Source organism: Roseateles sp. GW821-FHT09H11, assembly GCF_059415845.1.
This window is the reverse complement of record NZ_JBWKOA010000005.1, coordinates 145,985-168,537: the sequence shown is the minus strand read 5'-3', so window position 1 is coordinate 168,537 and position 22,553 is coordinate 145,985. Positions and strand designations below refer to the sequence as shown.

The 22,553-nt window shown below is 68.3% G+C and carries 32 protein-coding genes; 27 read left to right on the top strand and 5 right to left on the bottom strand.

The features are described 5' to 3' along the window. Nucleotides 1-13 precede the first annotated feature (13 nt). The 15 genes from AC07PR_RS17750 (at nt 14) to AC07PR_RS17680 (ending at nt 8,283) form a co-directional block, all read left to right on the top strand. Nucleotides 14-340 (top strand): hypothetical protein, encoded by a 327-nt coding sequence (locus AC07PR_RS17750; protein WP_495136071.1) that lies wholly within the window; start codon nt 14-16, stop codon nt 338-340. 152 nt (nt 341-492) lie between these two features. Continuing rightward, nucleotides 493-753 (top strand): hypothetical protein, encoded by a 261-nt coding sequence (locus tag AC07PR_RS17745; protein WP_495136070.1) that lies wholly within the window; start codon nt 493-495, stop codon nt 751-753. A gap of 14 nt (nt 754-767) precedes the next feature. After that, entirely contained in the window at nt 768-1,157 is a 390-nt protein-coding gene (locus AC07PR_RS17740) for a hypothetical protein (RefSeq protein ID WP_495136069.1), read from the top strand. A 17-nt stretch (nt 1,158-1,174) separates the two neighbouring features. Beyond that, nucleotides 1,175-1,564 carry a hypothetical protein gene (locus tag AC07PR_RS17735; protein ID WP_377160382.1) on the top strand — a complete coding sequence of 130 codons (390 nt, stop codon included), beginning with the start codon at nt 1,175-1,177 and terminating at the stop codon, nt 1,562-1,564. Nucleotides 1,565-1,583: 19 nt separating this feature from the next. Further along, nucleotides 1,584-1,934, top strand: a complete 351-nt coding sequence (locus tag AC07PR_RS17730) for a hypothetical protein (protein ID WP_495136068.1) — start codon at nt 1,584-1,586, stop codon at nt 1,932-1,934. 22 nt (nt 1,935-1,956) lie between these two features. Then, nucleotides 1,957-2,280, top strand: coding sequence for a hypothetical protein (locus AC07PR_RS17725; protein ID WP_495136067.1), 324 nt, complete (start codon nt 1,957-1,959; stop codon nt 2,278-2,280). Nucleotides 2,281-2,300: 20 nt separating this feature from the next. Beyond that, the gene (locus tag AC07PR_RS17720; RefSeq protein WP_495136066.1) at nt 2,301-2,660 is read left to right on the top strand and encodes a hypothetical protein; all 360 of its coding nucleotides are present in this window, start codon (nt 2,301-2,303) and stop codon (nt 2,658-2,660) included. Nucleotides 2,661-2,666: 6 nt separating this feature from the next. Next, the gene (locus AC07PR_RS17715; protein ID WP_495136065.1) at nt 2,667-3,035 is read left to right on the top strand and encodes a hypothetical protein; all 369 of its coding nucleotides are present in this window, start codon (nt 2,667-2,669) and stop codon (nt 3,033-3,035) included. 46 nt (nt 3,036-3,081) lie between these two features. After that, nucleotides 3,082-3,450 carry a hypothetical protein gene (locus AC07PR_RS17710; RefSeq protein ID WP_495136064.1) on the top strand — a complete coding sequence of 123 codons (369 nt, stop codon included), beginning with the start codon at nt 3,082-3,084 and terminating at the stop codon, nt 3,448-3,450. 320 nt (nt 3,451-3,770) lie between these two features. Next, nucleotides 3,771-4,712, top strand: a complete 942-nt coding sequence (locus AC07PR_RS17705) for a hypothetical protein (RefSeq protein WP_495136063.1) — start codon at nt 3,771-3,773, stop codon at nt 4,710-4,712. 10 nt (nt 4,713-4,722) lie between these two features. After that, the gene (locus AC07PR_RS17700) at nt 4,723-4,977 is read left to right on the top strand and encodes a hypothetical protein (protein ID WP_495136062.1); all 255 of its coding nucleotides are present in this window, start codon (nt 4,723-4,725) and stop codon (nt 4,975-4,977) included. A 34-nt stretch (nt 4,978-5,011) separates the two neighbouring features. Then, a complete protein-coding gene (locus AC07PR_RS17695) occupies nt 5,012-5,353 on the top strand; it encodes a hypothetical protein (RefSeq protein WP_495136061.1) in 342 nt (113 codons plus the stop codon). Nucleotides 5,354-5,492: 139 nt separating this feature from the next. Beyond that, nucleotides 5,493-5,882, top strand: a complete 390-nt coding sequence (locus AC07PR_RS17690; RefSeq protein ID WP_377160417.1) for a hypothetical protein — start codon at nt 5,493-5,495, stop codon at nt 5,880-5,882. A 22-nt stretch (nt 5,883-5,904) separates the two neighbouring features. Further along, nucleotides 5,905-6,225, top strand: coding sequence for a hypothetical protein (locus AC07PR_RS17685; protein WP_377160419.1), 321 nt, complete (start codon nt 5,905-5,907; stop codon nt 6,223-6,225). A gap of 186 nt (nt 6,226-6,411) precedes the next feature. Then, entirely contained in the window at nt 6,412-8,283 is a 1,872-nt protein-coding gene (locus AC07PR_RS17680; RefSeq protein WP_495136060.1) for a methyl-accepting chemotaxis protein, read from the top strand. Here AC07PR_RS17680 and AC07PR_RS17675 read toward each other — a convergent pair. Both AC07PR_RS17675 and AC07PR_RS17670 read right to left on the bottom strand, forming a co-directional pair. Then, on the bottom strand, nt 8,228-8,524 hold the full coding sequence (locus tag AC07PR_RS17675) for a hypothetical protein (protein ID WP_495136059.1): 297 nt from the start codon (nt 8,522-8,524) through the stop codon (nt 8,228-8,230). The two genes, AC07PR_RS17680 and AC07PR_RS17675, sit on opposite strands and share 56 nt — an antisense overlap. Beyond that, nucleotides 8,521-9,267 (bottom strand): sulfite exporter TauE/SafE family protein, encoded by a 747-nt coding sequence (locus AC07PR_RS17670; RefSeq protein ID WP_495136058.1) that lies wholly within the window; start codon nt 9,265-9,267, stop codon nt 8,521-8,523. The genes AC07PR_RS17675 and AC07PR_RS17670 overlap by 4 nt, the downstream gene beginning before the upstream one ends. Nucleotides 9,268-9,363: 96 nt before the next feature. Here AC07PR_RS17670 and AC07PR_RS17665 point away from each other — a divergent pair, with 96 nt between their 5' ends. From AC07PR_RS17665 to AC07PR_RS17640, 6 genes are all read left to right on the top strand, one after another. Next, nucleotides 9,364-10,287, top strand: coding sequence for a LysR substrate-binding domain-containing protein (locus AC07PR_RS17665; RefSeq protein WP_495136057.1), 924 nt, complete (start codon nt 9,364-9,366; stop codon nt 10,285-10,287). A 121-nt stretch (nt 10,288-10,408) separates the two neighbouring features. Continuing rightward, the gene (locus AC07PR_RS17660) at nt 10,409-10,621 is read left to right on the top strand and encodes a type II toxin-antitoxin system HicA family toxin (protein ID WP_495136056.1); all 213 of its coding nucleotides are present in this window, start codon (nt 10,409-10,411) and stop codon (nt 10,619-10,621) included. 11 nt (nt 10,622-10,632) lie between these two features. Further along, nucleotides 10,633-11,082: a type II toxin-antitoxin system HicB family antitoxin gene (locus AC07PR_RS17655; RefSeq protein ID WP_495136055.1), complete on the top strand. Its 450-nt coding sequence runs from the start codon at nt 10,633-10,635 to the stop codon at nt 11,080-11,082. 125 nt (nt 11,083-11,207) lie between these two features. Next, entirely contained in the window at nt 11,208-12,221 is a 1,014-nt protein-coding gene (locus tag AC07PR_RS17650) for an aldo/keto reductase (RefSeq protein ID WP_495136054.1), read from the top strand. Nucleotides 12,222-12,380: 159 nt separating this feature from the next. Next, entirely contained in the window at nt 12,381-13,439 is a 1,059-nt protein-coding gene (locus AC07PR_RS17645; protein ID WP_495136053.1) for a diacylglycerol/lipid kinase family protein, read from the top strand. Beyond that, nucleotides 13,436-14,227: a metallophosphoesterase family protein gene (locus AC07PR_RS17640; protein WP_495136052.1), complete on the top strand. Its 792-nt coding sequence runs from the start codon at nt 13,436-13,438 to the stop codon at nt 14,225-14,227. The genes AC07PR_RS17645 and AC07PR_RS17640 overlap by 4 nt, the downstream gene beginning before the upstream one ends. Here AC07PR_RS17640 and AC07PR_RS17635 read toward each other — a convergent pair. The 3 genes from AC07PR_RS17635 to AC07PR_RS17625 form a co-directional block, all read right to left on the bottom strand. Next, a complete protein-coding gene (locus AC07PR_RS17635) occupies nt 14,197-15,042 on the bottom strand; it encodes a phosphatase PAP2 family protein (protein ID WP_495136051.1) in 846 nt (281 codons plus the stop codon). The two genes, AC07PR_RS17640 and AC07PR_RS17635, sit on opposite strands and share 31 nt — an antisense overlap. A gap of 10 nt (nt 15,043-15,052) precedes the next feature. Beyond that, nucleotides 15,053-16,003 (bottom strand): Fic family protein, encoded by a 951-nt coding sequence (locus AC07PR_RS17630; RefSeq protein ID WP_495136050.1) that lies wholly within the window; start codon nt 16,001-16,003, stop codon nt 15,053-15,055. Between the two features lie 259 nt (nt 16,004-16,262). After that, entirely contained in the window at nt 16,263-16,517 is a 255-nt protein-coding gene (locus tag AC07PR_RS17625) for a hypothetical protein (RefSeq protein ID WP_377160445.1), read from the bottom strand. A gap of 160 nt (nt 16,518-16,677) precedes the next feature. Between AC07PR_RS17625 and AC07PR_RS17620 the strand changes: the two genes are divergently transcribed. The 6 genes from AC07PR_RS17620 to AC07PR_RS17595 all read left to right on the top strand — a co-directional run bounded on the left by AC07PR_RS17620 (nt 16,678) and on the right by AC07PR_RS17595 (nt 22,461). Further along, nucleotides 16,678-17,676 carry a LysR family transcriptional regulator gene (locus tag AC07PR_RS17620; RefSeq protein ID WP_495136049.1) on the top strand — a complete coding sequence of 333 codons (999 nt, stop codon included), beginning with the start codon at nt 16,678-16,680 and terminating at the stop codon, nt 17,674-17,676. 220 nt (nt 17,677-17,896) lie between these two features. Further along, a complete protein-coding gene (locus AC07PR_RS17615) occupies nt 17,897-18,970 on the top strand; it encodes an extracellular solute-binding protein (protein ID WP_377160449.1) in 1,074 nt (357 codons plus the stop codon). Nucleotides 18,971-18,974: 4 nt separating this feature from the next. Continuing rightward, entirely contained in the window at nt 18,975-20,696 is a 1,722-nt protein-coding gene (locus tag AC07PR_RS17610; RefSeq protein WP_495136048.1) for an ABC transporter permease, read from the top strand. A 52-nt stretch (nt 20,697-20,748) separates the two neighbouring features. Continuing rightward, nucleotides 20,749-21,435, top strand: coding sequence for an ABC transporter ATP-binding protein (locus tag AC07PR_RS17605; RefSeq protein WP_495136047.1), 687 nt, complete (start codon nt 20,749-20,751; stop codon nt 21,433-21,435). An 83-nt stretch (nt 21,436-21,518) separates the two neighbouring features. Further along, the gene (locus tag AC07PR_RS17600; RefSeq protein WP_495136046.1) at nt 21,519-21,971 is read left to right on the top strand and encodes a GNAT family N-acetyltransferase; all 453 of its coding nucleotides are present in this window, start codon (nt 21,519-21,521) and stop codon (nt 21,969-21,971) included. 157 nt (nt 21,972-22,128) lie between these two features. After that, nucleotides 22,129-22,461, top strand: a complete 333-nt coding sequence (locus tag AC07PR_RS17595; protein WP_495136045.1) for a hypothetical protein — start codon at nt 22,129-22,131, stop codon at nt 22,459-22,461. The last annotated feature ends 92 nt before the right edge of the window (nt 22,462-22,553 follow it).

Below are 22,553 nucleotides of genomic sequence, written 5' to 3'. Positions count from 1 at the left end.
CGTTGTGGCATGCATGGCCGTGTTGTCGACTGGCAGCTGGGCTGTCGAGAAGGTGACGACGATCGCCGCCGGCGCGCCACTGCAGTTGCGCGCGCACTCGAGCACCCATGTCACTGTCGGCGCACGCAAGATGCAGATGCTCTATGCGCCGGGCCTGGAGAGCGGCTGCACCAGCGTCTACCTGTACGCGGACAACGATGCGGTGCTCTTCAAGACGCTGGCGGCCGCCGTGATGATGAAGAGCGCCATTACGCTCATCTATGACATCGACACCGACAAGCGTGGTCCGTGGGGCGATCCCCTGTCGTGCCCGTTGACGTCGGTGACGGTGCAGCCGTGATGTCCGTGTGCGACTTTCCACATAGAGGGGTCCTCATGCCAACGAGCTGGCTTGCGCGTGCGCGCTTGATCCTAGGCGCGGCGGTCGTCGCAATGACGCTTGCGAATCCGGCCGTTGCGGTCGAAGCGACGGTCACCGGACAGGTCGATCTCATGCGCACACACGACGCGGCGTCGATCCCGGGCTGGCCATCGCCGATCTTCTGGTTCACGCTGAAGAACGTCACGGCGGTCGAGAACTGCGGGAAGTTCTCGAACGGCCAGGTGCTCTTCGTCGGGCGTGACATCCAGATGATGGCCTTCGTGATGTCGGCGTTGGGCAAAGGGATGAACGTCACCGTCAACATCGATCCGCTGGAAACCGCCAACGGCTTCTGCGTGGCGCGGCATGTTACGTTGAGCAAACCCACCTGACGAGGGAGAACGCAATGAAAGTCATCGGACGAATGGGCCGCGCCATCGCGACGGCAATGGTGATGTCGACGTTGGCTGGTGCGTCAGCGCAGGCGGCGGACGGCTACATAGGGCCGGTGTACCTGGATTCGGTCTCCGTGCAGCAAAAGCCTGGATCGACGGGGCACTTGCCTGGGAATCTGGAGGTGAAGGTCCGAGGGGGCTTCACGCCTCCTGCCGGAGTGACATGCGAGAGCCCGTACCTCGCGACCTTGAAGGAAACGGATAGCGATCTGCGCGTGTTCGCCTTGCTGACGGCGGCGCATCTCAAAGGCAAGGCGGTACGCCCGATGCTCAGCGACGATCCGTCGCTCCGTGCGTTTCCAGGCCGCTGCAGCCTGTTGTGGGTGGAAGTGCTGTCCTGATCCATGGGAGTGAAAAGATGAAATCGAGCTGGAGTTTTGGCCGTCCCGCATTCGCTGCGAGGCTCTTGGCTCTGATGTCGCTGGCCGGAACTGCGCAAGCGGCCGAGGGTGACACCGGCCCCGTCTTCCTCGACAACGTCGGCGTGCTGGAAGTCGCCGGCGGCGGGCATCTGGCCGGCAACATGGAAATCAAGATCCGCGGCGGCTTCACGCTGCCGACGGGCATGACCTGCAGCAACGAATACATCACCACGCTCAAGTCCACGGACGCGAGCCAGCGGATGTTCACGTTGCTGACGATCGCGCACGTGAAGGGGAAGGCCGTGCGTCTGCGCATCACGGATGACCCGGCATTGCGGGCGTTCAGCGGGCGGTGCAGCTTGATGTGGGTGGGGTTGGAACCATGAGGAACAGAGGCGGAATTCAATGTCCATCAAATTGATCAAGGCTGCATCGGGAGCCACCTTGCTGGCAGTCGGCGGCCTGAGCTCGCTCGCCCACGCCGCCATGATCCAGATCACCTCCGACCCTGTCACCTGGCGCGTCGAGAACTACGAGAACGATCTGGTGGTGATCTGGTACGCCACGTCCGAGGCCGAGTGCCCGGGCCGTCAGATGGTCTTCGCGCCCAGCTTTACGAAGTCCGACATGAATCGCTTCTGGGCGACGTATTCGATGGCGCGAACAGGCGCGGCAAAGATGCTGCTGTACTACCAGACCGTCGGACAGCCGGTGCGCTGCGAGATCAAGAGCTTCGGTTTCGAAGCCGGCCGATGAAATTTTGAGGGAGCCCACGACCATGAACTTCAAACACCTCGCCGGCGCCTTGCTCGTCGCCCTGCTGCCCCTGAGCAGCCACGCCTACACCGAATGCCCGCCCGTCAAATTGACGAAGGTCTGGAGCGACATCAACGGCAACTTCTTCATTGGTACGGTCTCCGACCTCAACGGCACCATTGATGCGGTGACCAATCCGCCGTTGGCCAAGCCGGCGATCGCAGTGGCGATTGCTGCGTACACGGCCAATCGGAAAGTGGTCATCCGCTACGCACGCGACAACGTCAACTGCGCAGCGCCGAGTTGGAGCGAGTTGATCGGCTCCATCGGCATGGCCGGCGACTGACGCTCACTGGATCCTGGAACATGAAGAGCCACCTCCGACTCCTTGCCACCGGCCTGCTGGCCGCATCCACCTCCTGTGCCTTCGCCGCCGGCGGCAACCTGCCGCAGACCGTGGTGAGCGTCGGCATGCACGACACCGGCCACGCGATGGTCGAGTACGCCGCGGTCGGTCATTCCGACGGCTGCGCGACCGCCGGTCACGAGAAGCTCGTGCTCATCGAGAAGACCAACCCGAGTTTCAAGTACATGTATGCGACCGCGCTGGCCGCCGCCGCGTCGGGCAAGAAGCTCAATGGCTGGGTCGACGGCTGCGTCGATCTGTGGGGCGACGGGCGGGTCCGCATTCCCAAGGCGCTGACGCTCGGGATCATGGGGCAGTGAGGACACATGAAGGCTAAAGCCATCAAGGTGTTCGCGTCGATCGCAACGCTGGCATTCGCAGGCTTCACGATCTCCGCCCATGCAGTGAGCAACAACGGGCTCTACGACGTCCTCTCGATCAACCTCCACGACACCGGCCATGCCATCGTGAACCTGAGTGGCGCCGACAACACCGAAGGCTGCTCGACGCCGGGCAACCGGACGCAGATCCTGATCGACAAGGCCGATCCGCGATTCAAGACCATGTATGCCACGCTGCTCTTCGCGATGGGCAGCGGGAAGAAGGTGTCGACGTGGGTATCGGGCTGCCAGGACGTCTGGGGCGATGGCTCGATGAAGATTCCCTACGTCCGGACGCTCAGCGTCGAGCGCTGAGTCCTTCCGGCAGGCGCCATCCGTTCCTTCTTTCTGAAAGCTCGTCATGACTTCGATCCGCTCCGTGTTCTCGACGGCGCTCGTCGCACTCGGGCTCTTCTCCGCCGTCTCCGCGCATGCGGGCGAGTGGCTCACGCTGAGGCCGCAAGACCTGGCGCAATACGAGCTCGCGCAGGCCAACACCTTCAACAACGCGGCCGAGGGGCTCTACATCAAGCACGTCGGCGTGTTCCAGACGACCATGACCTGCGCCCGCAAGGACTTCGTCATGATCGGTGGCGATGCCCGCGTCGTGAACCGGGCGCTGGCCACCTTGATGTTCGCCATGGCCAACAACAAGACCATCCAGTTCTGGGCGACCAACTGCAGCACCGACTACATCGAGGCGAAGAACCTCATGTTGATCAACCAGTGACCCCGAGCGACCGGCGGCGGCTCTTCAAGCCGGTGTGCCCGACCTAGGGCAATCTCTAGCCTCCATCGCGCCCGCCGGAAATCCAACCGACACGCCGACACGGTAAAGTCGCGCCCTGGCCGCAAGAAGAGTCAGGCCGCGCGGCGCGCCCAGCACCGCGGATCAGGGAGGGTCACATGAAGTTTTCTGTCGTGCGCGTATCGGACGCGCAGCGGCGCGCTGCGCGTGTCGCGAAGCCGTTCGGCTAGCCCGGAACCCGTCATGCATTCGGCAGCAGTTCCGGCCGGATTCCTCCGTCCCGCCCCACCATCGATCTCGTCATGCGCCTGACCGCCATCGACTGGCGGGCGCTCACGGATCCCGCCACGCTCAAGCAACGCCTCTCCCGCGCGCCGACCGCCGTGTGGGTCGTCGTCGCGCTCGTGCCGCCGCTGATCGCTGGAGCGCTGCTCGTCGCCGCGCGCCAAGCCGAGCACCTCTCCCTCGCGCATGAGCAGGCCACCCGCACCGAACTCGCCGCGCTGCGCGGCAAGGCCGCTGCCGCGCCGGCCGCCGACGTCTCCCCGTTCGCCGCGCGCCTGCCGCTGACGCAGTCGTCCGCGCGCGCCGTCACGCACCTGCGCGAAGCGGCCGAGTCGCAGTCCGTCCTCGTCACCGCGATCTCCACCGCCCAGCAGGCGCCGACCGCCAGCACGCTCGGACGCATGAGCCTGGACGTCAACCTGCGCGGCAGCTACGCCGCGATCAAGACCGTGCTGGCCGAGCTGCTCACGCGCGATGCGCAGCAGGCCGTGCTGCAGCAGATCTCGATGCGGCGCGCGCCCGGTACCGCCCCCAATCCGGCGGGCGGCTTCGCGCCGATGAACACGATGAACGGCATGAACGCAGGGCGCCCCGCCGCCCCCGCCGGCGGCGACCTGGAAGCCCGCGTCGTTGCCACCTGGCTGAGCCGACCGCTGGCCGACCAGCCGTCCGCTGCCGCAGTCGTCTCGGCATCCACAGCGATTGCCGCCTCGTCGACCGCCGCGACCGCCGTGGCCGTTTCCGCTGCAGGCGCTGCTTCAGCCGCCACCGCCGCCACCGCCGCATCGAGCACCGCCGTCGTATCGAGCACCACCACCGCATCAAGCGCCAGCGCCGCATCGACCGTCAAGGCTGCTTCGCCGGCACGTCCCATTCCCGCTGCGAGCGCCGCTCCCACGACGGGCCGCTCGCCCGCTCCTTCCGCGTCATCGGCCTCCGCGCCGACGCCGCGTCGCTGAAAGCGCGCTGATGTTCAAGCGCACTCCCACCACCACCGCCGCGGCCGCCACCGGCGCGCCGGCCAAGGGCCTGCGTCCCGGCTTGCGCTGGGCGCTCGGCCTGAGCGCCGTGGCCAGCGCGTGGGCGATGCTCGCGCCGGCCGATCCACCGGTCGTCGCCGCCACCGCGCTCAACGAGGGCGAGACCGTGCAGCGCTGGACGCTGGTTCGCGCCGAGGCTGCCGGCGCGCGGCGCCAGGCGGTGATCCGGTCGACGTGGCCGTGAGGCCTGTGACAGAAATACTCAGGAGGACCTTGATATGAAGAAGACCTTGCTCGCTTTAGCGCTCATCGCGCATACCTTCACCGCTCACGCAAACATCGCCTGCACGGGCCAGATCAACTATCTGGGCTACGACCAGAACGGGGCTGTGGTGGTCGCCAACGGCGCCAACCTCCACACCATCTGCAGTTCCTCCGTCCAGGGGAACTTCCAGATCAATACGCTGGCGTGCAAGGGCTTCTACGCCACCTTGCTCGCGCACCGGATCGCCGGCAAGCCGGTCACGATCTTCTACAACGATCCCGCGCTGACCGCGTGCTCGCAGATCGGTGCCTGGACGAACCAGCCGAGCGCGTACTTCATCCAGATGGCGGATTGACGGAACCGAGGCCGTCGGCACGGAACCATTGGCGTTTTCGAACACAGCGCGCCGTCCGCAAGACTTCGAACGGACATCGCCCCGTGGGATGATCCTCGCCGCAGAAAAAATAGCTCCACAAGGAGTCAGGGAGGAATCAATGAACACTCGCGTCCATCGCGTCCATCGCGTCCATCGCGTCCTGGCCGGTCTGGCCGCCGCGGCCTTCGTCCTGAACCCGTTGGCCGCGCAGGCATTCGATTGTCAAGGCCCGGTGCGTCAACCTTCGGTCGAGGCCTCGACCGGCGATGTGCTCGCCCAGGGCATCGGCGACTTGCGCTGGCCACGCCTGTGCAACTTGCGCGCGACGTCGCCGCAGGGCATCACGCCCGAGACCTGCAAGGTGATCTACGCCACACTGATGACGGCGGCGCTCACCGGCAAGCATGTCCGCGTGGCGACGAAGACTGCGCCCTACGCCTCTTGCGGAGCCTATCCGGAATGGGTCTGGTTGCCGGACTTCTATTGGATGGTGCTGGTCACTGAGTGACCCGAGTCAGAAGGACTTCGACATGAAACGCTTCCTGGCCGTGATGGCCCTGGGCGCGCTCGCATTCTGCGCGAACGCACAACCGTGGGACGGCTCCGCCGTCGGCAAGGTGAGAACACTGGACGTGACGGCCTCCGAGAACTTCGGATTCCGCGTCTACCTGGAGGGGCAGGCCATGTGCACCGGCGGCCCGAGCTGGGCCTACGTGAACGGCTCCGACCCGAGCTACAAGAGCTACGTGTCCTTGCTGATGATGGCGAGAGCCATGGACAAGCCCGTACTCATCTATTCGCAGCGCACCGGGGACTACTGCAAGATCGGCTACGTGTCGATGCAGCCGTGAGCCGCGACGTTGTCTGATTGACGTTCCATCGTCGGGCGGCCTGCGCCCGACCGTGTCGATCGAGCGTTAAAAACCCCCGCTTCCCGGCAACCTGGCGGTCGGACTTCCGGGTTGTCCCGTAGCTGTAACGAAGCATTGCAAGACTCGCGGCGCCTCCCCAGCACCGGCCTCCCCAGGTCCCGCCGCATGTCTCTCAAACATCGTCTCGCCGTCGTCGCGCTCCTGTGCGGCGCCGTCTGCCTGCTGCCGACCGCGCAGCTGGGCTTCAACCTCCTCGACGCCCTGCGCACCGTCAAGGCGCAGCGCGCCGCGCTGCCCGCCAACCAGGCGTGGCAACGCGTGATCGCGGATCTCTCCGAACACCGGCTGGCCTCGGCCACCGCCTCCAGCCATCCCGAGCAGGCCGCCGCGCGCGACGCCGCCGCCACGAAGATCGAGAAGGACTTCGAGGCCGTGCTCGCCGAGCTCGACGACGTGCGGCATGGCGATGCGCTGGTCGACGAAGCGACGAAGGTCCGTGATCAGTTCAAGGCGCTCCACGCCAAGGGCGTGAGCCAGATGCTCCAGGTCCAGGCGCCGCAGTACCGGGCGCTGTTCGACGCAATCTTCGATGCCGTCGCGCAACTGAACGCGCGGTCCGGGCTGCTGATGCAACAGGACGGCGCGACCTACTTCAACGTCGTGGCCGGGCTGCAGGTCGCGCCGCAGTTGACGGACACGTTGGCCGAGCTCGGCGCGATCGGCGCCGCGGCTGCGGTGGACGACGTCGCGGCGGTCGGCAATGCCGCCGGGCGCTACCGCGCGGACCTGCGCCAGCTCAACGCGGCGCTGCGACAGGCGGCCGTCGCGGATGCGCCGCACGCGGCCGACTACGCCGAGACGCTGCAACGCGTCGCCCGGCAGCGCCAGGTGGTGCTGGATGCGCTCGATGCGTCGGCGAAGGACGTGAACTATCCGCTCGATCAACTGGTCGCCACGCTGAAGAAGGGCGCGGTGCTGCAGTCCGAGCTCTCCGCGCGCGTGATGGACACGCTGGCGCAGCGGCTCGACGACAGCGAGTCCGCCGTCGCGCGGCGTTTCCTGTTGACGACGATCGTCGTGATCGGCGGGCTCATCGCGATGGGCCTGGTGCTGTGGCGCACGCTGCTCGGCGTCTGGCGTCCGATCCATGAGGCGGAGACGCTCACCGAGCGCATCGCGCAAGGCGATCTCACCGCCGAGTCCTCGTGGCACACGAACGACGACCTGGGCCGGATGCTCGATGCGATCCGCTCGATGCGCGACCGGCTGCGCGGTCTGGTGACGCAGATGCAGGTCGCGTCGGGCGAGATCCACGGCGCCGCCGACGAGATCGCCTCCGGCAACCAGGACCTCAGCGTGCGCAGCGAACACGCGGCGGCACGCGTGCAGGAGGCGTCGAGCAACGTGCAGCGGCTGTCGGAGACGCTGGACGGCACGGCGCAGGCCTCGGTCCGCACGCGCGGGCTCGCCGATGAAGCCAGCGCGAGCGCCGCCGCCGGCGGCCGGATGGTGCAGGGCTTCGTGGAGACGATGAACTCGATCGGCGCGAGCTCCAGGCGCATGTCGGAGATCGTCTCGGTGATCGACATGATCGCGTTCCAGACCAACATCCTCGCCCTGAACGCGGCTGTGGAGGCGGCGCGGGCGGGCGAGCAGGGCCGCGGCTTCGCGGTCGTCGCCGCCGAGGTGCGCCAGCTGGCCAAGCGCAGCGCCGGTGCGGCCGGCGAGGTCAAGGTGCTGATCGGCGAATCGGTCGCGCGGGTGGAGCGCGGACAGTCCGAGGTGCAGGCGGCCGGCGCGGCCATCGCCGGCATCGAGCGCGGCATCGGCGCCGTCAGCGCCGAGATCGAGCGGATCGCCCACGAGGTGGCCGAGGAAGCCGTCAGCCTCCAGCAACTGCGCGGGACCTTCACCGATGTCGAGCGCATGGTTCAGCAGAACGCGGCGCTGGTCGAGGAAGCCGCCGCGTCGGCCGCCTCGCTCAACGATCAGGCGGAGCGGATGAACGAGCTGGCGTCGGCGTTCCGGCTGGGCTGATCGTCCGACCGATCGAGTGTCCCGCGCCGGCGACCAGCCGCGCGCGGGCTTCGTCGAGTACGTCCACGAGTTCGGACGATGCGACGTGAACCGCGAAGCTCGCTGGCGAGGTACCCCGATCGTCCGGCGCGTCGCTGCGATCGACGCGTTCGGCGTCGTGCAGCCACAGGGCGAGCCGGTAGGCGCGCTCCAGCAGCGCGGCCAGTTCGCAGCGCTCGTCGCGGGGCGGATCGATGCTCATAGCCCCCGCCACAGGTTCGCGACGCCGAGCACGATGAAGACGACGAACAGCGCGCGCTGGAACGTCGTCGCGCTGATCCTCGCCCGCACGGCGGCGCCGACGCCCAGGCCGGCGAAGGCCGCGGCGAGCGCCAGCAGCGAGGACACGGTCAACACCGATCCGCTCTCGAAGGAATGCAGCCGCGCGGCCAGCGACAGCGTCGCGACGGTGAAGGACAGGCCGAGCGCCTGGATCATCGTGTCCTTGTCCAGGCGGAGCGCCTGGAGGTAGGGCACCAGCGGCAACGCGAAGACGGCGGTCGAGGCGGTGACGAAGCCGGTCGCCAGTCCGGCGGCGAGGCCGATCCACCACGCGTGCGGCGAGACCTGCGGAACGACGGGTTTCCACAGTCCCCACAGGCCGTAGACGACGAGGATCACGCCCAGGGCGAGCCGCGCGTCGATGGGCGCAATCATGCTGAGGTCCGGTCCCCAGACGGTGGAGACGGCCATGCCCAGCCACACCGGCCACAACATCGTGACGATGCGGCGCCAGGCCGGGCCCTGGCACTGCGCGATGTTCGTGACGAGGGACGGCATCACTAGCAGCGCCGCGGCCTGCGCCGGGGCCATCCACAGGCCGAGCAGGCTCATGGCGACCGTCGGCAGTCCCATGCCGGTGACGCCCTTGACGCCGCCGGCCAGGATGAAGACGAACCCGATGCCGAGCCAGGGCGCGAGCGCCGCGAAGGAAGTGGAATCCATGCGGCGCATCTTCGAGGCGTGCCCGACGACTGTCGATCTCGATGTGCGGCGGATATCCTTCGCGTCCGCAAGAGGATTCGCGAGAGGATGGCCTTGATGACCGCAATGCGTTCCACCGCCCGCCCGATCGACTACCGCGTCGATCCCTTCGACCTGCAGCTGTTCGAGGCGGTCGTCGCGCATGGCTCGATCACGGCCGGCGCGGCGGCGATGAGCCTGTCGCTCGCGGCCGCGAGCGCGCGCCTGAAGGGGCTCGAGCACCGGGTCGGCGTGCGGCTGCTGGATCGTTCCAAGGCCGGCGTCGTCGCGACCGATGCGGGCAGGGCGCTCTCGCGCCAGGCCCGCCGGGTGCTGTCGGAGCTGGATTCGCTGCATGTCGAGATGTCGGCCTTCGGCCGCGGGCTGCGCGGCACGGTGCGCCTGCTCGGCAACACGGCCGCGGTGGTCGAGGCGCTGCCGCCCCGGCTCGGCCGCTTCCTCGCGGACCATCCGGACATCGACGTCGAACTGCAGGAGATGCCCAGCGACGCCGCGCTGCAGGCCTTGCGCGAGGGCATCGCCGACGTCGCGATCGTGACGAACCACGTCGACACGACGGGCCTCACCTCGCAGCCCTGGGTGGAGGACGAACTGGTCGCGCTGCTGCCCGCGGTGAAGCGGGGGCGGGCGCCGAAGAGCGTGCGTTTCATCGAGCTGCTGGATCAGCCCTTCGTCGGTCTCGGCGCCGACAGCGGCCTGAGCCGCTACCTGCTGGCGCAGGCCGCGCGCAGCGGCCGCGTGCCGCATCACCGCGTGCGCGTGTCGAGCTTCGAGGCGGTCGCGCGGCTGGTCGAAGCCGGCGCGGGCGTGGCCGTGATGTCGCGCAGCGCGGCGGAACGCGGGAAAACGGACGACGTCAGGATCGCCCGCCTCGACGAGCCGTGGGCGCGCCGCACGCTGATGCTCTGCCATTCGGGGCAGGCGTTGGAGCAGCCGGGGGTGATCGCGCTGATCGCGTCGCTGACGGACGACCTGGGTTGACCCCTTCAATTTCAAGCCGCTTCGATCTGCAAATCCGAAACTGCTTGCAGTAGGCGATTGGCTGAAATCGACGATTTGCAGTCATTGATGAATCGGACATAATTGTCCGAAAGTTCGTTGCATGACTGGCAACGACTTCATCAGGCGAATCAGGGCGCTTGGCCGCGCGCGCGGCGTGAGTGTCCAGTTGAATTCGAAGCGCGGAAAAGGGAGCCATCAACTGCTGCATTTCGGGGAGGCCTACACCGTTGTCCGCAACCCGAAAGACGAGTTGAAGACAGGAACGCTGCACGCGATGTGTACGCAACTCGGCATTCGCGTCACTGAGCTCTAAAGGAGAGAACCATGGAACGATTCGAGTACGCAGTGCATCTGGAGCCTGCCTCGGAAGGAGGGTTCGTCGTGACCTGCCGCGATCTGCCTGCGCTGATCACCCAAGGTGAAGACCTGGATCATGCGTTGAGCGAAGCGAGCGACGCCATGGATGAGGTCTTTGCGCTCTACATGTCAGACGGCATCGCGTTTCCGACACCCACACGAGCACGCCGACGAGAACATCTGGTGTCCCCGCCGCCGGAAACCGTGGCCAAAGCCGCCTTGCACGCGGCCATGCAGTCCGCGAGCGTTTCCAAGGTCCAACTGGCGCGCCGACTCGGTGTTGACGAAAAGGAGGTGCGGCGGTTGCTCGACCCGCATCACTCGTCCAAGTTGCCACGCATCGCAGAGGCGGTGCAGTTGCTCGGGCGCCGTCTGGTGATCGGGCTGGAGGATGTGGCCCTGCGGGGCGGCCGCTAGCCCTTCCGTGCAATTGACGGATGGGTATGCGCTCCGGAAATATCCGCAGTTCACCGATTCAATTTCATGAATCGCCGTTCAGCCTCTAGATTGGGAACAAGCCACTCTTCCCGAAAGGACTTCCCATGGCTCTGAAAGACCTGCTTCCCGGCAAGCTGGGATTCGGCACCGCCCCGCTGGGCAACATGTTCCGCGACATCCCCGAGGCCGAAGCCCGCGCCACCGTCGACGCCGCCTGGAACGACGGCATCCGCTACTTCGACAACGCACCGTTCTACGGCGCCGGCCTCGCCGAGATCCGCATGGGCGACGCGTTGGCCGGGCGCCCGCGCGACGAGTACGTCATCAGCACCAAGGTCGGCCGCCTGATCCTCGACGAGGTCGAGGACGTCAGCGCCCGCGACAACGGCGAGAAGGGCGACGTCTTCAAGTACGGCCGCCCCAACAGGATCGTCAACGACTACTCCGAGGACGCGACGCTGCGCTCGATCGAGGACAGCCTCAAGCGGCTGAAGACCGACCGCATCGAGATCGTCTGGGTGCACGACGTCGCGCAGGACTTCTATGGCGACGAATGGCTGGGCGTGTTCGAAGGCGCGCGCAAGGGCGCCTTCAAGGCGCTCGACCGGCTGCGCGACGAGGGCGTGATCAAGGCCTGGGGGCTGGGCGTCAACCGCGTCGAGCCGATCGAACTGGTCATGGCGCTCGACGGCGCGCGCCCCGACGGCTTCCTGCTTGCCGGCCGCTACACGCTGCTCGATCACGATCGCGCGTTGCAGCGCGTGATGCCGGAAGTCACCGCCCAGGGGCTGGGCATCGTCGTCGGCGGGCCGTATAGCTCGGGCGCGCTGGTCGGTGGTCCCAACTTCGAGTACGCGCCCGCGACGCCGGCCATCCTCGACAAGGTCGCCCGCATCAAGGCGATCGCCGACCGTCACGGCATCAGCATGAAGGCGGCGGGGTTGCAGTTCTCGCTCGCGAATCCGGCCGTCGCCGCCGTCATCCCGGGGGCGAGCCAGCCGAGCCGCCTCGCCGAGGATCGCGCCGCGCTGAATGAGAAAGTGCCGGCCGACTTCTGGCACGAACTGCGTCAGGCCAGGCTGGTGCATCCGGAAGCACCGCTGCCCGGCGGCGCATAAGAAACGCGGGGCATAGAACCCGTCACGGAGCGCGCACCGGGCAGCGAGGAGCAAGGAGCAAGGATCAGAGAGCAGGCGGGCGGGCAGGCAGGCGTCCGGCTTGCCGGGACGTTATCGTTCCAGCCTTCCGCCACGCCGCGCGTCTCCTTGCTCATGCCCATGTCCTTGCCGACCGATTCTCGTCCCCCGCCGCTCTTCGTCGTGTTCAACCGCGCCTCGGGCCGTGGCAACCGGGATGAAGTCGGCCCCGCCGTGGAGGCCGCCTGCCGCGCGGCCGGGCGCGAGGTGCACCTGCTGCCCATCGAGGCGCCCGGCAAGCTGGCCGAGACGGCCCGCGAAGCCGTGCGCCGAGCCCGGGAAGTCGACGGCGTCGTCGTCGCCGCCGGCGGTGATGGCACGATCAACGGCGTCGTCCAGGAAGTCCTCGGCAGCGGTTGCACCTTCGGCGTGCTGCCGCGCGGCACCTTCAACTACTTCGCCCGGACGCACGGGATCCCTGCCGACCTCGACGGCGCGCTGCGCGTGCTGCTCGAAGAGCAGGCTGCACCGGTGCAGGTGGGCCTGCTCAATGAGCGGGTCTTCAACGTGAACGCGAGCCTCGGGCTCTATTCGCAGTCGCTCGAGGACCGCGAGGTCTGGAAGCAGCAATTCGGCCGCAGCCGCCTGATCGCGGCCGGCGCGGTGCTGGCGACGATCCTGCGCGGCCATCGCAGCCTCGGCCTGACCATCGAGCTGCACGGGCAGCCCAGGCACGTGCGCACGCCGACGGTCTTTGTCGGCAACAACGCGCTCCAGATGGAGCAGGTCGGCCTGCCTGAGGCGCAGGCCATCGATCGCGGCGAACTGGCCGGCGTGATGCTCAAGCCCGTCGGACGCTGGGGCCTGCTGAAGCTGCTCGTGCGCGGGGCGATGGGAAAACTTGCCGAGGCGGACCAGATCGTCAACTTCCCCTTCAATCGCCTCACCGTCCGCAGCCGGCGCTTCGGCGCGCGCCGCGTGAAGGTCGCCACCGACGGCGAGGTGCTGTGGATGCGCCTGCCGGTGTGCTTCGAGGTGTCCCCGCATCCGCTGATGTTGATCCGCCCGGAGGGGCTGTCGGAAGAGCGGCGGCAAGCGCAGGCGGCCTTCGCTTCCGATGCCGCTTCCTCACACGCCTCCGCCCCCGCCCCAACGCCAGCTCCCACGTCAACACCGGTCTCCACGGAGCCGAGGACATGACCGTCGTGCTGCAGATGTCCGATCCGCACTTCGGCACCGAGCGGCCGATGGCGGTGGGCGCGCTGGAGCGTCTCTGCGGCGAGCTGAAGCCCGACCTGCTGCTGATCACCGGCGACATCACGCAGCGCGCGCGCCCGATCGAGTTCTCGCGCGCGAAGGCCTTCGTCGACAAACTGGGCGTGCCGGCGCGGCTGGTCATCCCGGGGAATCACGACATCCCGCTCTATGCGGTGACCACGCGGTTGCTGCATCCCTATCGGCGCTATGAGCGCGCGTTCGGGCCCGCCGAGGACGGCGAGTTCGAGAGCGACGACCTGCTCGTCATCGCGCTCAACACGACGCGCCGCTACCGCCACAAGAACGGCGAGGTGTCCGATCCGCAGATCGAGCGCACGGCGCAGCGGCTGGCGCGCGCCAGGCCCGGGCAGGTGCGGCTCGTGGCCGTGCATCAGCCGGTCGCGGTGACCAAGACGGCCGACCTCTCCAACCTGCTGCGCGGCCATGCGAAGGCGGTGCGGCGCTGGTCGGAGGCAGGGGTGGACGCCGTGGTCGGCGGTCACATCCACTTGCCCTATGTGCTGCCGTTGCATGAGCGCCGGACGGACCTGCCGCACCCGGTCTGGGCGGTGCAGGCGGGCACGGCGCTGAGCATCCGCGTGCGCGGCGGGATTCCGAATTCCGTGAACGTGATCCGGGCCGGTCCGGGGCGCGCGGCCGTCGTCGAACGGTGGGACGTCGACGAGACCGCCGGCCTCTTTCAGCGTGTGAGCTCGACCGCGCTGGCCTGACGCCCGACGCGTCTGCGGCGCGCCCAGCGCGCGAGTTCGATGCTGACGATGGAGACGGTCAGCCAGGCGGCGCCGGAAGCGAAGCCGGCCAGCACGTCGCTCGGGAAGTGCACGCGCAGGAAGATGCGGCTGGCGCCGACCGAGAACGCCAGCCCCGCCGCCGCGATCCAGGCCGCCACATGCCAGCGCCGCGGCAGCAGGCGCACGGCGAGGTAGGCGAGCATCCCCATCGCGATCACCGTGCCGGAGCTGTGGCCGCTGGGGAAGCTGAATCCCTCCTCGGTCAGCCAGCGGGTCGGATGCACGGGACGGGCGCGTTCGAAGATGTGCTTCAGCGTCGGATTGAGCGCGGCGTTGCCCAGCATCGCCAGCGCCCAGCCGAGCGCCAGCCCGCGGCGTCGCAGGAGCAGCAGCAGCACGGCCATCGCGATGCCGAGCGTGATCAGCGTCTCCCGGTTGCCGACGAACGTGATCAGGTAGAACGCCCGCAGCGCGAGATCGGGCACGTGATCGATCATCGCGACGATGAAGGCCTCGTCGAGCTGACCGAGTGTCTGCTCGGTGTGGAGCTCTTCCGCGATCTCGGCGAACAGCATCGCGCCGCCGACGATGAACGCGAAGCCCGCCGCGAAGCGCAGCAGCAGCGCGGCCGGGGAGAGCGGTTCAGGCGTGACGGCCTGCCCACCGCGGTCCGGCAGCAGCGCGCGCGCGGCGAGCCAGGTCGTGCCGGTCACCAGGACCAGCAGCGCGCCGTAGATCGCCAGCGCATGGGCGCCGGCGAAGCCGGCGGCGTCGAGGAGAGAGACGTGGGACATGCGTCGATTGTTAGCTCAACATCCACGGATATTTCTGCATCGACCTTCGATACAGCCATTCGAAAAGATCGACGGCCACGGACACGTCGTTGCGCTCGTACACGCCGAGCATCGCCACCACGTAGTCGCTCGCCTCGACGCCGCCGAAGCTCAGCGGCGCGCAGTGCCCCGCCAACAGCGGCATGTTGGCCGATAACCGACCCGTGCGCTTGTTGCCGTCCGCGAACGCCTGCAGGTAGGCGACGTGGATCCAGAGGAAGAACGCGGCTTCGACCGGATTGAGGATCGCTGCTGCCTTGATGGCGATCTGTTGAAGCAGTTCTTCGAGGAGCGCGGGGATCCGTCCCGGCTGATAGCCGGTTCCGCTCACATGGACATGGATGTCGCGCACCCGCCCGCATCGTTCGGGCGGTATCAGACCTTCCATCAGTCGGCCTTGCAAACCGAGGAGCAGGTTGACACTCACCCGGTGCGGGTGGGTCTCGAAGACCATCAACTCCAGTGCCCGTTTGTGATTCACGACGATCCGAGCTTCTTCGCTTCGTTTCGCAGCATCGGTCTGCAGCGATTCTTCCAGGTGAAGGAGGCAGCCGGTCTCGGCAAGCGTGAATCGGCAGCCTTCCAGCTTCGATGACGACCAGCAGAACTCCGTCAGGAATTCGGTCATGAGGGTCAGTGCGCCGTCGAAGTGATGGGGCCCGTTGTCCCATCGCGCGGTGCGATGCAGTTCATCGGCGAGGCTGGGAGGCAGCAGCGAATGGACGTTCGGCGCATACGAGTCCAGGAACTCGCGCCGGTACGGCACCTTGTCCCGGAACTCGACGGGGATGTCCATGAAGTCGAACATCTGGCGGGACCGTTCGGACCAGGTCGGCGGGTTGGGCCGCGGGGCGAAATAGGTCGAATCCGGTTCCGCTACCGCAGGGGACGGCAGTTCAAGCACCTCAGGCATGTATCGCATCACTCACCTTGTTCTCTCAACAACAAGGCATCGATGCTGCTCGGCGACGGGCTTGACCCCGGTCAAAACGCCGCGGGCGGGCTCAGCGGCGTGGCGGGATTTGACGGATCACGACTCGCGCACTCCCTCAAATCTGCAGGTCCGGCTGTCGTGTGGCACCCGATGTGCGGCTTCCACGCGACAAAGAAAAAAGCCGGACCTCGCGGCCCGGCTCTTCCTTGCAGGAGGGACGCTGGTCAGGCGTCCTGAAGAACTCGGCTCAGTACATCATCCAGCCGTTGCGGGCGACGCGGCGCAGCGAGAAGGCCAGGTCCGGGCGTTCGGCCGACTGCTCGGCGGCGGCTTGCAGGACGGCTTCGCGGGGGCGCAGCTCGACGGCGGCGTGGACGAATTCGACGACGGCGTGGCCGGCGCGCAGAGCCAGGCTCACCAGGCGCTCGCCGGCCACATTGGCGGTGCGAGCCCGGGCTGCGTCGGCAGCCATCACTTGGACATTCAGCGTGGCGGTGATCATGGCGGTTCCCTTCTGAGGTGATGTTGGGTGGCGCTTGCTTGGCGGGTGGCCGTGCGCCATGGACGAGATATTGCGGTTTTCACGTACGGCACGCCAATTGCGCTTGGGAATCGCGTCATCACCGCCGGAAATGACCCGTGACGGAATTAGCATCCGACGCATGAGCACCCCCCGCCCCGTCAACTTCCGGACGCTGGACCTGAACCTGCTGCGCGTCTTCGACGTGGTGATGGAAGAACGCCACGTCACCCGCGCCGCGCATCGGCTGTCCATCACCCAGCCGGCGGTCAGCAATGCGCTGCGGCGCCTGCGCGAGGCCACGCACGAGGAACTCTTCATCCCCAGCTCCACCGGCGTCGAGCCGACGCCGCACGCCCAGTCGCTCTGGCCGGTGGTCCGCCGCGCGCTGGCCGCGCTGCAGCAGGCGCTGGAGCCGCAGGTCTTCGACCCGCGCGCCGCCGGCAACACGGTCAGCTTCACGCTGGCGATGGCGGACGCGACCGCGGCGCTGGTCGTGCCGCAACTGAGCCGGCGCTTCCTGGAGGAGGGCATCCACGTCGGCCTGCGCGTCGTGCCGCTGACCACCCGCGACCCGCGCGAGCTGCTGGAGCAGGGCTGGGCCGATCTGGCGATCGGCTTCTTCCCCGACCTGACCGAGCAGTTGATGATCGAGGACGACAGCACCGCCTTCCGGCGCGAGGCGCTCTACGCGAGCCGCTACGTCTGCGTCATGCGCGCCGACCATCCGCTGGCCGAGCACGGCGCGTTGACGCTGGATGCCTACTGCGCCGCGCAGCACCTGCGCGTGAGCTTCGCGGGCCGCGCGCACGGCTTCGTCGACGACGCGCTGGCGACGATCGGCCGCAAGCGGCGGGTGGCGATGACGGTCAACAGCTTCTTCACCGGCACGATGGCCGTGCAGCAGTCCGACCTGATCACGGTGCTGCCGGACAGCTTCGTCCCGGCCACCGGCTTCGCCGGCCAGCTCGCCTGCCGGAACCTGCCCTTCGCGCTGCGCGGCATCGACATCAGCCAGGTCTGGCACATCCGTGCCGAGCCCGATCCGGCGCAGCGCTGGCTGCGGCAGATGATCGGGGAGATCTCGGACGTCATCGCCGCCGGGGCGCGGGCGTTGCCGCAAGCCACGGCGGCGGCCTGAAGACCGCCCGAGGCTGCGGTCCGGCGTCACCGCCGTCCGGGCCCCGGTTCTTCCTGTGGACCCTTGCAGCTTTTGTCTCCTTCCGCCGGGCGGACGGCGCGCCTACATTGCGCGTCTCTCCAGATGAGAGCCGTTCTCATCGACGGAGCTCGAAGTTTCCGGTCCGACTCCGTCCCCGGGGTCCCTCGTCCGTTCTGACGCCTGAGAAAGAGACAACACGATGCGCCGATCTGCCAAGTCCTTGCGTTCCAAGCTCCGCCCGATCGGCGCCACGGCGGCCATGGTGGTGTCTGCCATCGCGCTGGTGCCAGGTGTTGCGCAGGCCAACGTACCCGCCGGTGGTGAGCTGACGCTCTACACGACGCGCGAGGTCGCGCTCGTCCAGCCGCTGCTGTCCGCGTTCACCGCGAAGACGGGCACCAAGGTCAACACGGTGTTCGTGAAGGACGGGCTGCTGGAGCGCGTCAAGGCCGAGGGCGCCCGTTCGCCGGCCGACCTGCTGATGACGGTCGACGTCGGCAACCTGATCGACCTCGTCGAAGGCGGCGTGACGCAGCCGCTGAAGTCGGCCGAGATCGAGTCGGCCGTGCCGGCCAACCTCCGCGCGGCCGACGGCCAGTGGACCGCGCTGTCGCTGCGGGCCCGCGTGCTCTACGCCGATCCGTCCCTGAAGACTGGCGCGATCCGCTACGAGGACCTGGCCGATCCGAAGTGGAAGGGCAAGGTCTGCACGCGTTCGGGCCAGCACCCGTACAACACGGCCCTGGTCGCCGCCATGATCGCCCACGACGGCGAGGCGAAGACCGAGCAGTGGCTGCGCGGCCTGAAGGCCAACCTCGGCCGCAAGCCCACCGGCGGCGATCGCGACGTCGCGCGCGACATCCTGGGCGGCATCTGCGACGTGGGGCTGGCCAACTCGTACTACGTCGGCCAGATGAAGTCGGCCAAGCCCGGCAGCGACGCGCGCAAGTGGGGCGACGGCATCCAGGTGCTGAAGCCCGTCTTCGCGAAGGGCGCGGGCACGCACGTCAACATCAGCGGCGCCGCGGTGGCGAAACACGCGCCGAACAAGGCGGCCGCGCAGGCGCTGATGGAGTTCCTCGTGTCGGAGCCGGCGCAGCAGCTCTACGCGCAGACCAACTACGAGTACCCGGTGCGTGCCGGCGTCACGCTGGATCCGCTGATCCAGTCGGCGATCGGCCCGGTGAAGGCCGATGCGCTGCCGCTGACGGAGATCGCTCGCCACCGCAAGCAGGCCAGCCTGCTGATCGACAAGGTCGCCTTCGACCAGTGACGGCGTGAGGCGTCTCTTCGGCCGACCGCGCGCGGTCGGCCCGCTGTGGCACGCGACGGCCTCGGTCATCGCGCTCGTCGTGCTGGCGCCGCTGGGCGCGCTGGCGTGGACGGCGCTGGGCGCGGGGGCCGCGCATTGGGCCCACCTGTTCGAGCATGTGCTGCCGCGCGCCGCCGCGCAGACGGTGACGCTGCTGATCGGCGTCGGCCTGCTGACGGCGATCGTCGGCACCGGCTGCGCGTGGCTGGTGACGCGTGTCGACTTCCCGGGCCGCGCGGTGCTGCGCTGGGCGCTGCTGCTGCCACTGACGGTGCCGACCTACATCGCGGCCTACAGCTACGTCGACCTGCTGCATCCGATCGGACCGCTCCAAGGCGCCGTGCGGGCGCTGCTCGGGTTCGAGTCGCCGCGCCAGTTCCGGCTGCCCGACGCCCGCTCGATGGGCGGCGCGGTGCTGGTGCTGTCCGCCGTGCTCTATCCCTACGTCTACCTGAGCATGCGCGCGATGTTCTCGACGCAGCCCGCGCGCTTGATCGAGGCGGCGCGGCTGCTCGGCGAAGGGCCGTGGGGCGCGTTCCTGCGCGTCGCGCTGCCGATGGCGCGCCCGGCGCTCGCGGTGGGCGTCGGCCTGGTGCTGCTGGAAGTGCTGAACGACGTCGGCGCGTCCGAGTTCCTCGGCGTGACCACGCTGACCACGACAATCTACACGACCTGGGTGACGCGCTCCGACCTGGGCGCGGCCGCGCAGATCGCCTGCGCGATGCTGGCGATGGTGGCGTTGCTGGTCTGGCTGGAGCGGCAGGGACGCCGCCGTCAGCGCGCAGGCAGCGTGCGCGCGATGCGACCCGCCGCGCGGCGTCGGCTGCGCGGCGCCATGGCGTGGCTCGCGACCGCCGCCGCGGCCTTGCCCGTGCTGATCGGCTTCGTGCTGCCGGCGGGACATCTGGCGGTGCTGGCCTGGAAGCGGGCGGCGGAGGGGCACGGACTGTCCCCGGAGGTCCTGTCCGGCGCGATGCATTCGGCGGGGCTGGCGTTGAGCGTGACGGTGATCGCCGTGGCGGCGGGTTTGGTCGTCGCCTGGGCGTCCCGGTCGACGGGCGGCGCCGGACGTCCGCGCGCGTGGTGGCTGGGCAGTGCCGCGCTCGGCTATGCGGTGCCCGGCACGGTGCTGGCGATCGGCCTGCTGCCGCCGGCATTGGCCGTCGACGGCTGGATCGCGGCTCTGCTGGGCCTGCCCGGGCTGCCGCTGATGAGCGTCGGCGCAGTGCTCGTCGTGGCCGGCGCGATCCGCTTCCTGGCCCTGCCGATCGGCGGTGTCGAGGCGGGGCTGGCGCGCCTGCCGGCGCCGCTGGAGCAGGCCGCCCGCAGCCTCGGCGAAACGCCGCTCGGCACGCTGCGCCGCGTCCATCTGCCGCTGCTGCGGCCGGCGCTCATGGCGAGTGCGCTGCTGGTCTTCATCGACGTGATGAAGGAACTTCCCGCCTCGCTGCTGCTGCGGCCCGCCAACGTCGAGACACTGCCGACGCTGCTCTATGCCGAGGCCGCGCGCGGCAGCTACGAGCATGGCGCGCTCGCCGCGCTGCTGATCGTCGCAGTCGGCCTGCCGGCCGTTCTGCTGCTGAGCCGGGAACCCGCAGGGCGGACGCCTCCCGCGCCGCCCGTGCCGGATGCCAGGTCCGAGGCGGAGACATCCGCCGCGTTCGTGGCGATGAAGGGCACGACATGAAGGCATCGACATGAAGGCATCGGCATGAAGGCATCGGCATGAAGGCATCGGCATGAGCACGCTCACCCTTGAGAACCTCCATCTGCGCTACCCGGGCGGCGAATCCGCCGTCCTGAACGGGCTGTCGCTGACGCTGCCACTGGGCGGCATCGCCTGCCTGCTCGGGCCGTCGGGTTGCGGCAAGAGCACGGCGCTGCGCGCGATCGCCGGGTTCGAGCCGCTGAGCGCGGGGCGCGTACTGCTCGACGGACGGGAGCTGTCCGGCCCCGGTGTCCACGTCGAGCCGGAACACCGCGGCGTCGGCCTGCTGTTCCAGGAGATCGCCCTGTTCCCGCACCTGAATGCGGCGGCCAACGTCGGCTTCGGCCTGCGTCGCCGGGCGGCCGCCGAGCGCGACCGCCGCGTGCGCGAGCTGCTGTCGCTGGTGGGCCTCGACGACCTGGGCTCGCGCATGCCGCACGAGCTTTCCGGAGGCCAGCAGCAGCGGGTCGCGCTCGCACGGGCGCTGGCGCCTTCACCGCGACTGCTGCTGCTCGATGAGCCCTTCTCCAACCTCGACGCCGCGACGCGAGACCGGCTCGTCGTCGAAGTGCGCGACATCCTGCGCTCGGCGGGCCAGACCGCGTTGATGGTCACGCACGATGCCGATGAAGCCGAGGCGATGGCGGACTGGATCGGTGTGATGGCGGACGGGCGACTCGTCGAATGGCGACCTTCCCGCGTCACAGAGATCGAGTGAGCGACACGGACGGTGTGTGGAGCGGCAGGCCAGGGCATCCTGGTGTACACCGCTTATCTCCACCTGCTGAACCACGAAGAGACATGAGCTTCCTCCTCCGCCCCGCCGTTCCGTCCGACATCGCCGCCTGCATCGACCTGCGCGGCCGCACGCGCGAGAACGCCGTGCCGGCCGCCCGCCTGGCCGAGCTCGGCATCACGGAAGCGTCCTGGTCCGGCCAGGTCCGCGATGGCGCGTTGCCGGGCTTCGTTGCGGAGACGGGCGGCGTGATGGCCGGCTACTGCTTCGGCGATGCCGCCAGCGGCGAGATCGTCGTCCTCGCGCTGCTGCCCGAGCATGAGGGGCACGGCCTCGGAAGGACGCTGCTGGACCGCACCGTCGCGCATCTGCGCGGGCTGGGGCATCAGCGCCTGTTCCTCGGCTGCTCGGCCAACCCGGCGCATCGCTCGCACGGCTTCTATCGCCGGCTGGGCTGGCGGTCGACCGGCGAGCGCGATGGCTATGGCGATGAAGTGCTCGAGCTCCTACCGGTCTGACGCCGGCAGCCGACGAGATCGCCCGAAGCGCCGGCTCAGTTTGTCGTCGTCCCGGTCTGATAGATTTCTGCCGCTTGCCGCTTGCCGCTCCAGACTCGCATTCCAAGGACGCAGTGGCAATCCGTCCAGCCAGGACTCCAACATCTTCATCACCGCCATGTCCTTCGCCACCCTCGCACGTCGCGCGATCCCTGCACTGCTGATCGCGTCTTCCGCCATCATTCCGACCACCAGCTTCGCCGCCTTCCAGAGCGCGTCGGGTCCGATCACGCAGCCGCGCGTGGAAGGGGTCGTCGGCCTGTTCGTGCTCGCGCAGTTCAGCGGCTGTGGCAATCGCGCGTGGATGGACGTCTCGACGCCGGAAGGAAAGGCGCAGTACAGCACAGCGCTGCTGGCGTTCTCGATGGGTCGGAATGTCGCCGTGCGCGTTGACGACCAGGCCTTGCGGATGTTCGGCGAATGCAAGCTGTACGACATCGTGATCCTTTGAGCTCGGCCCCGGTTAGAGGGCTTGCGGGACTCTCTTGATGCCGTCTTGATTCCGTTCGGGCTACGCTAGCGTCAAGCAAGAACATCGAGACA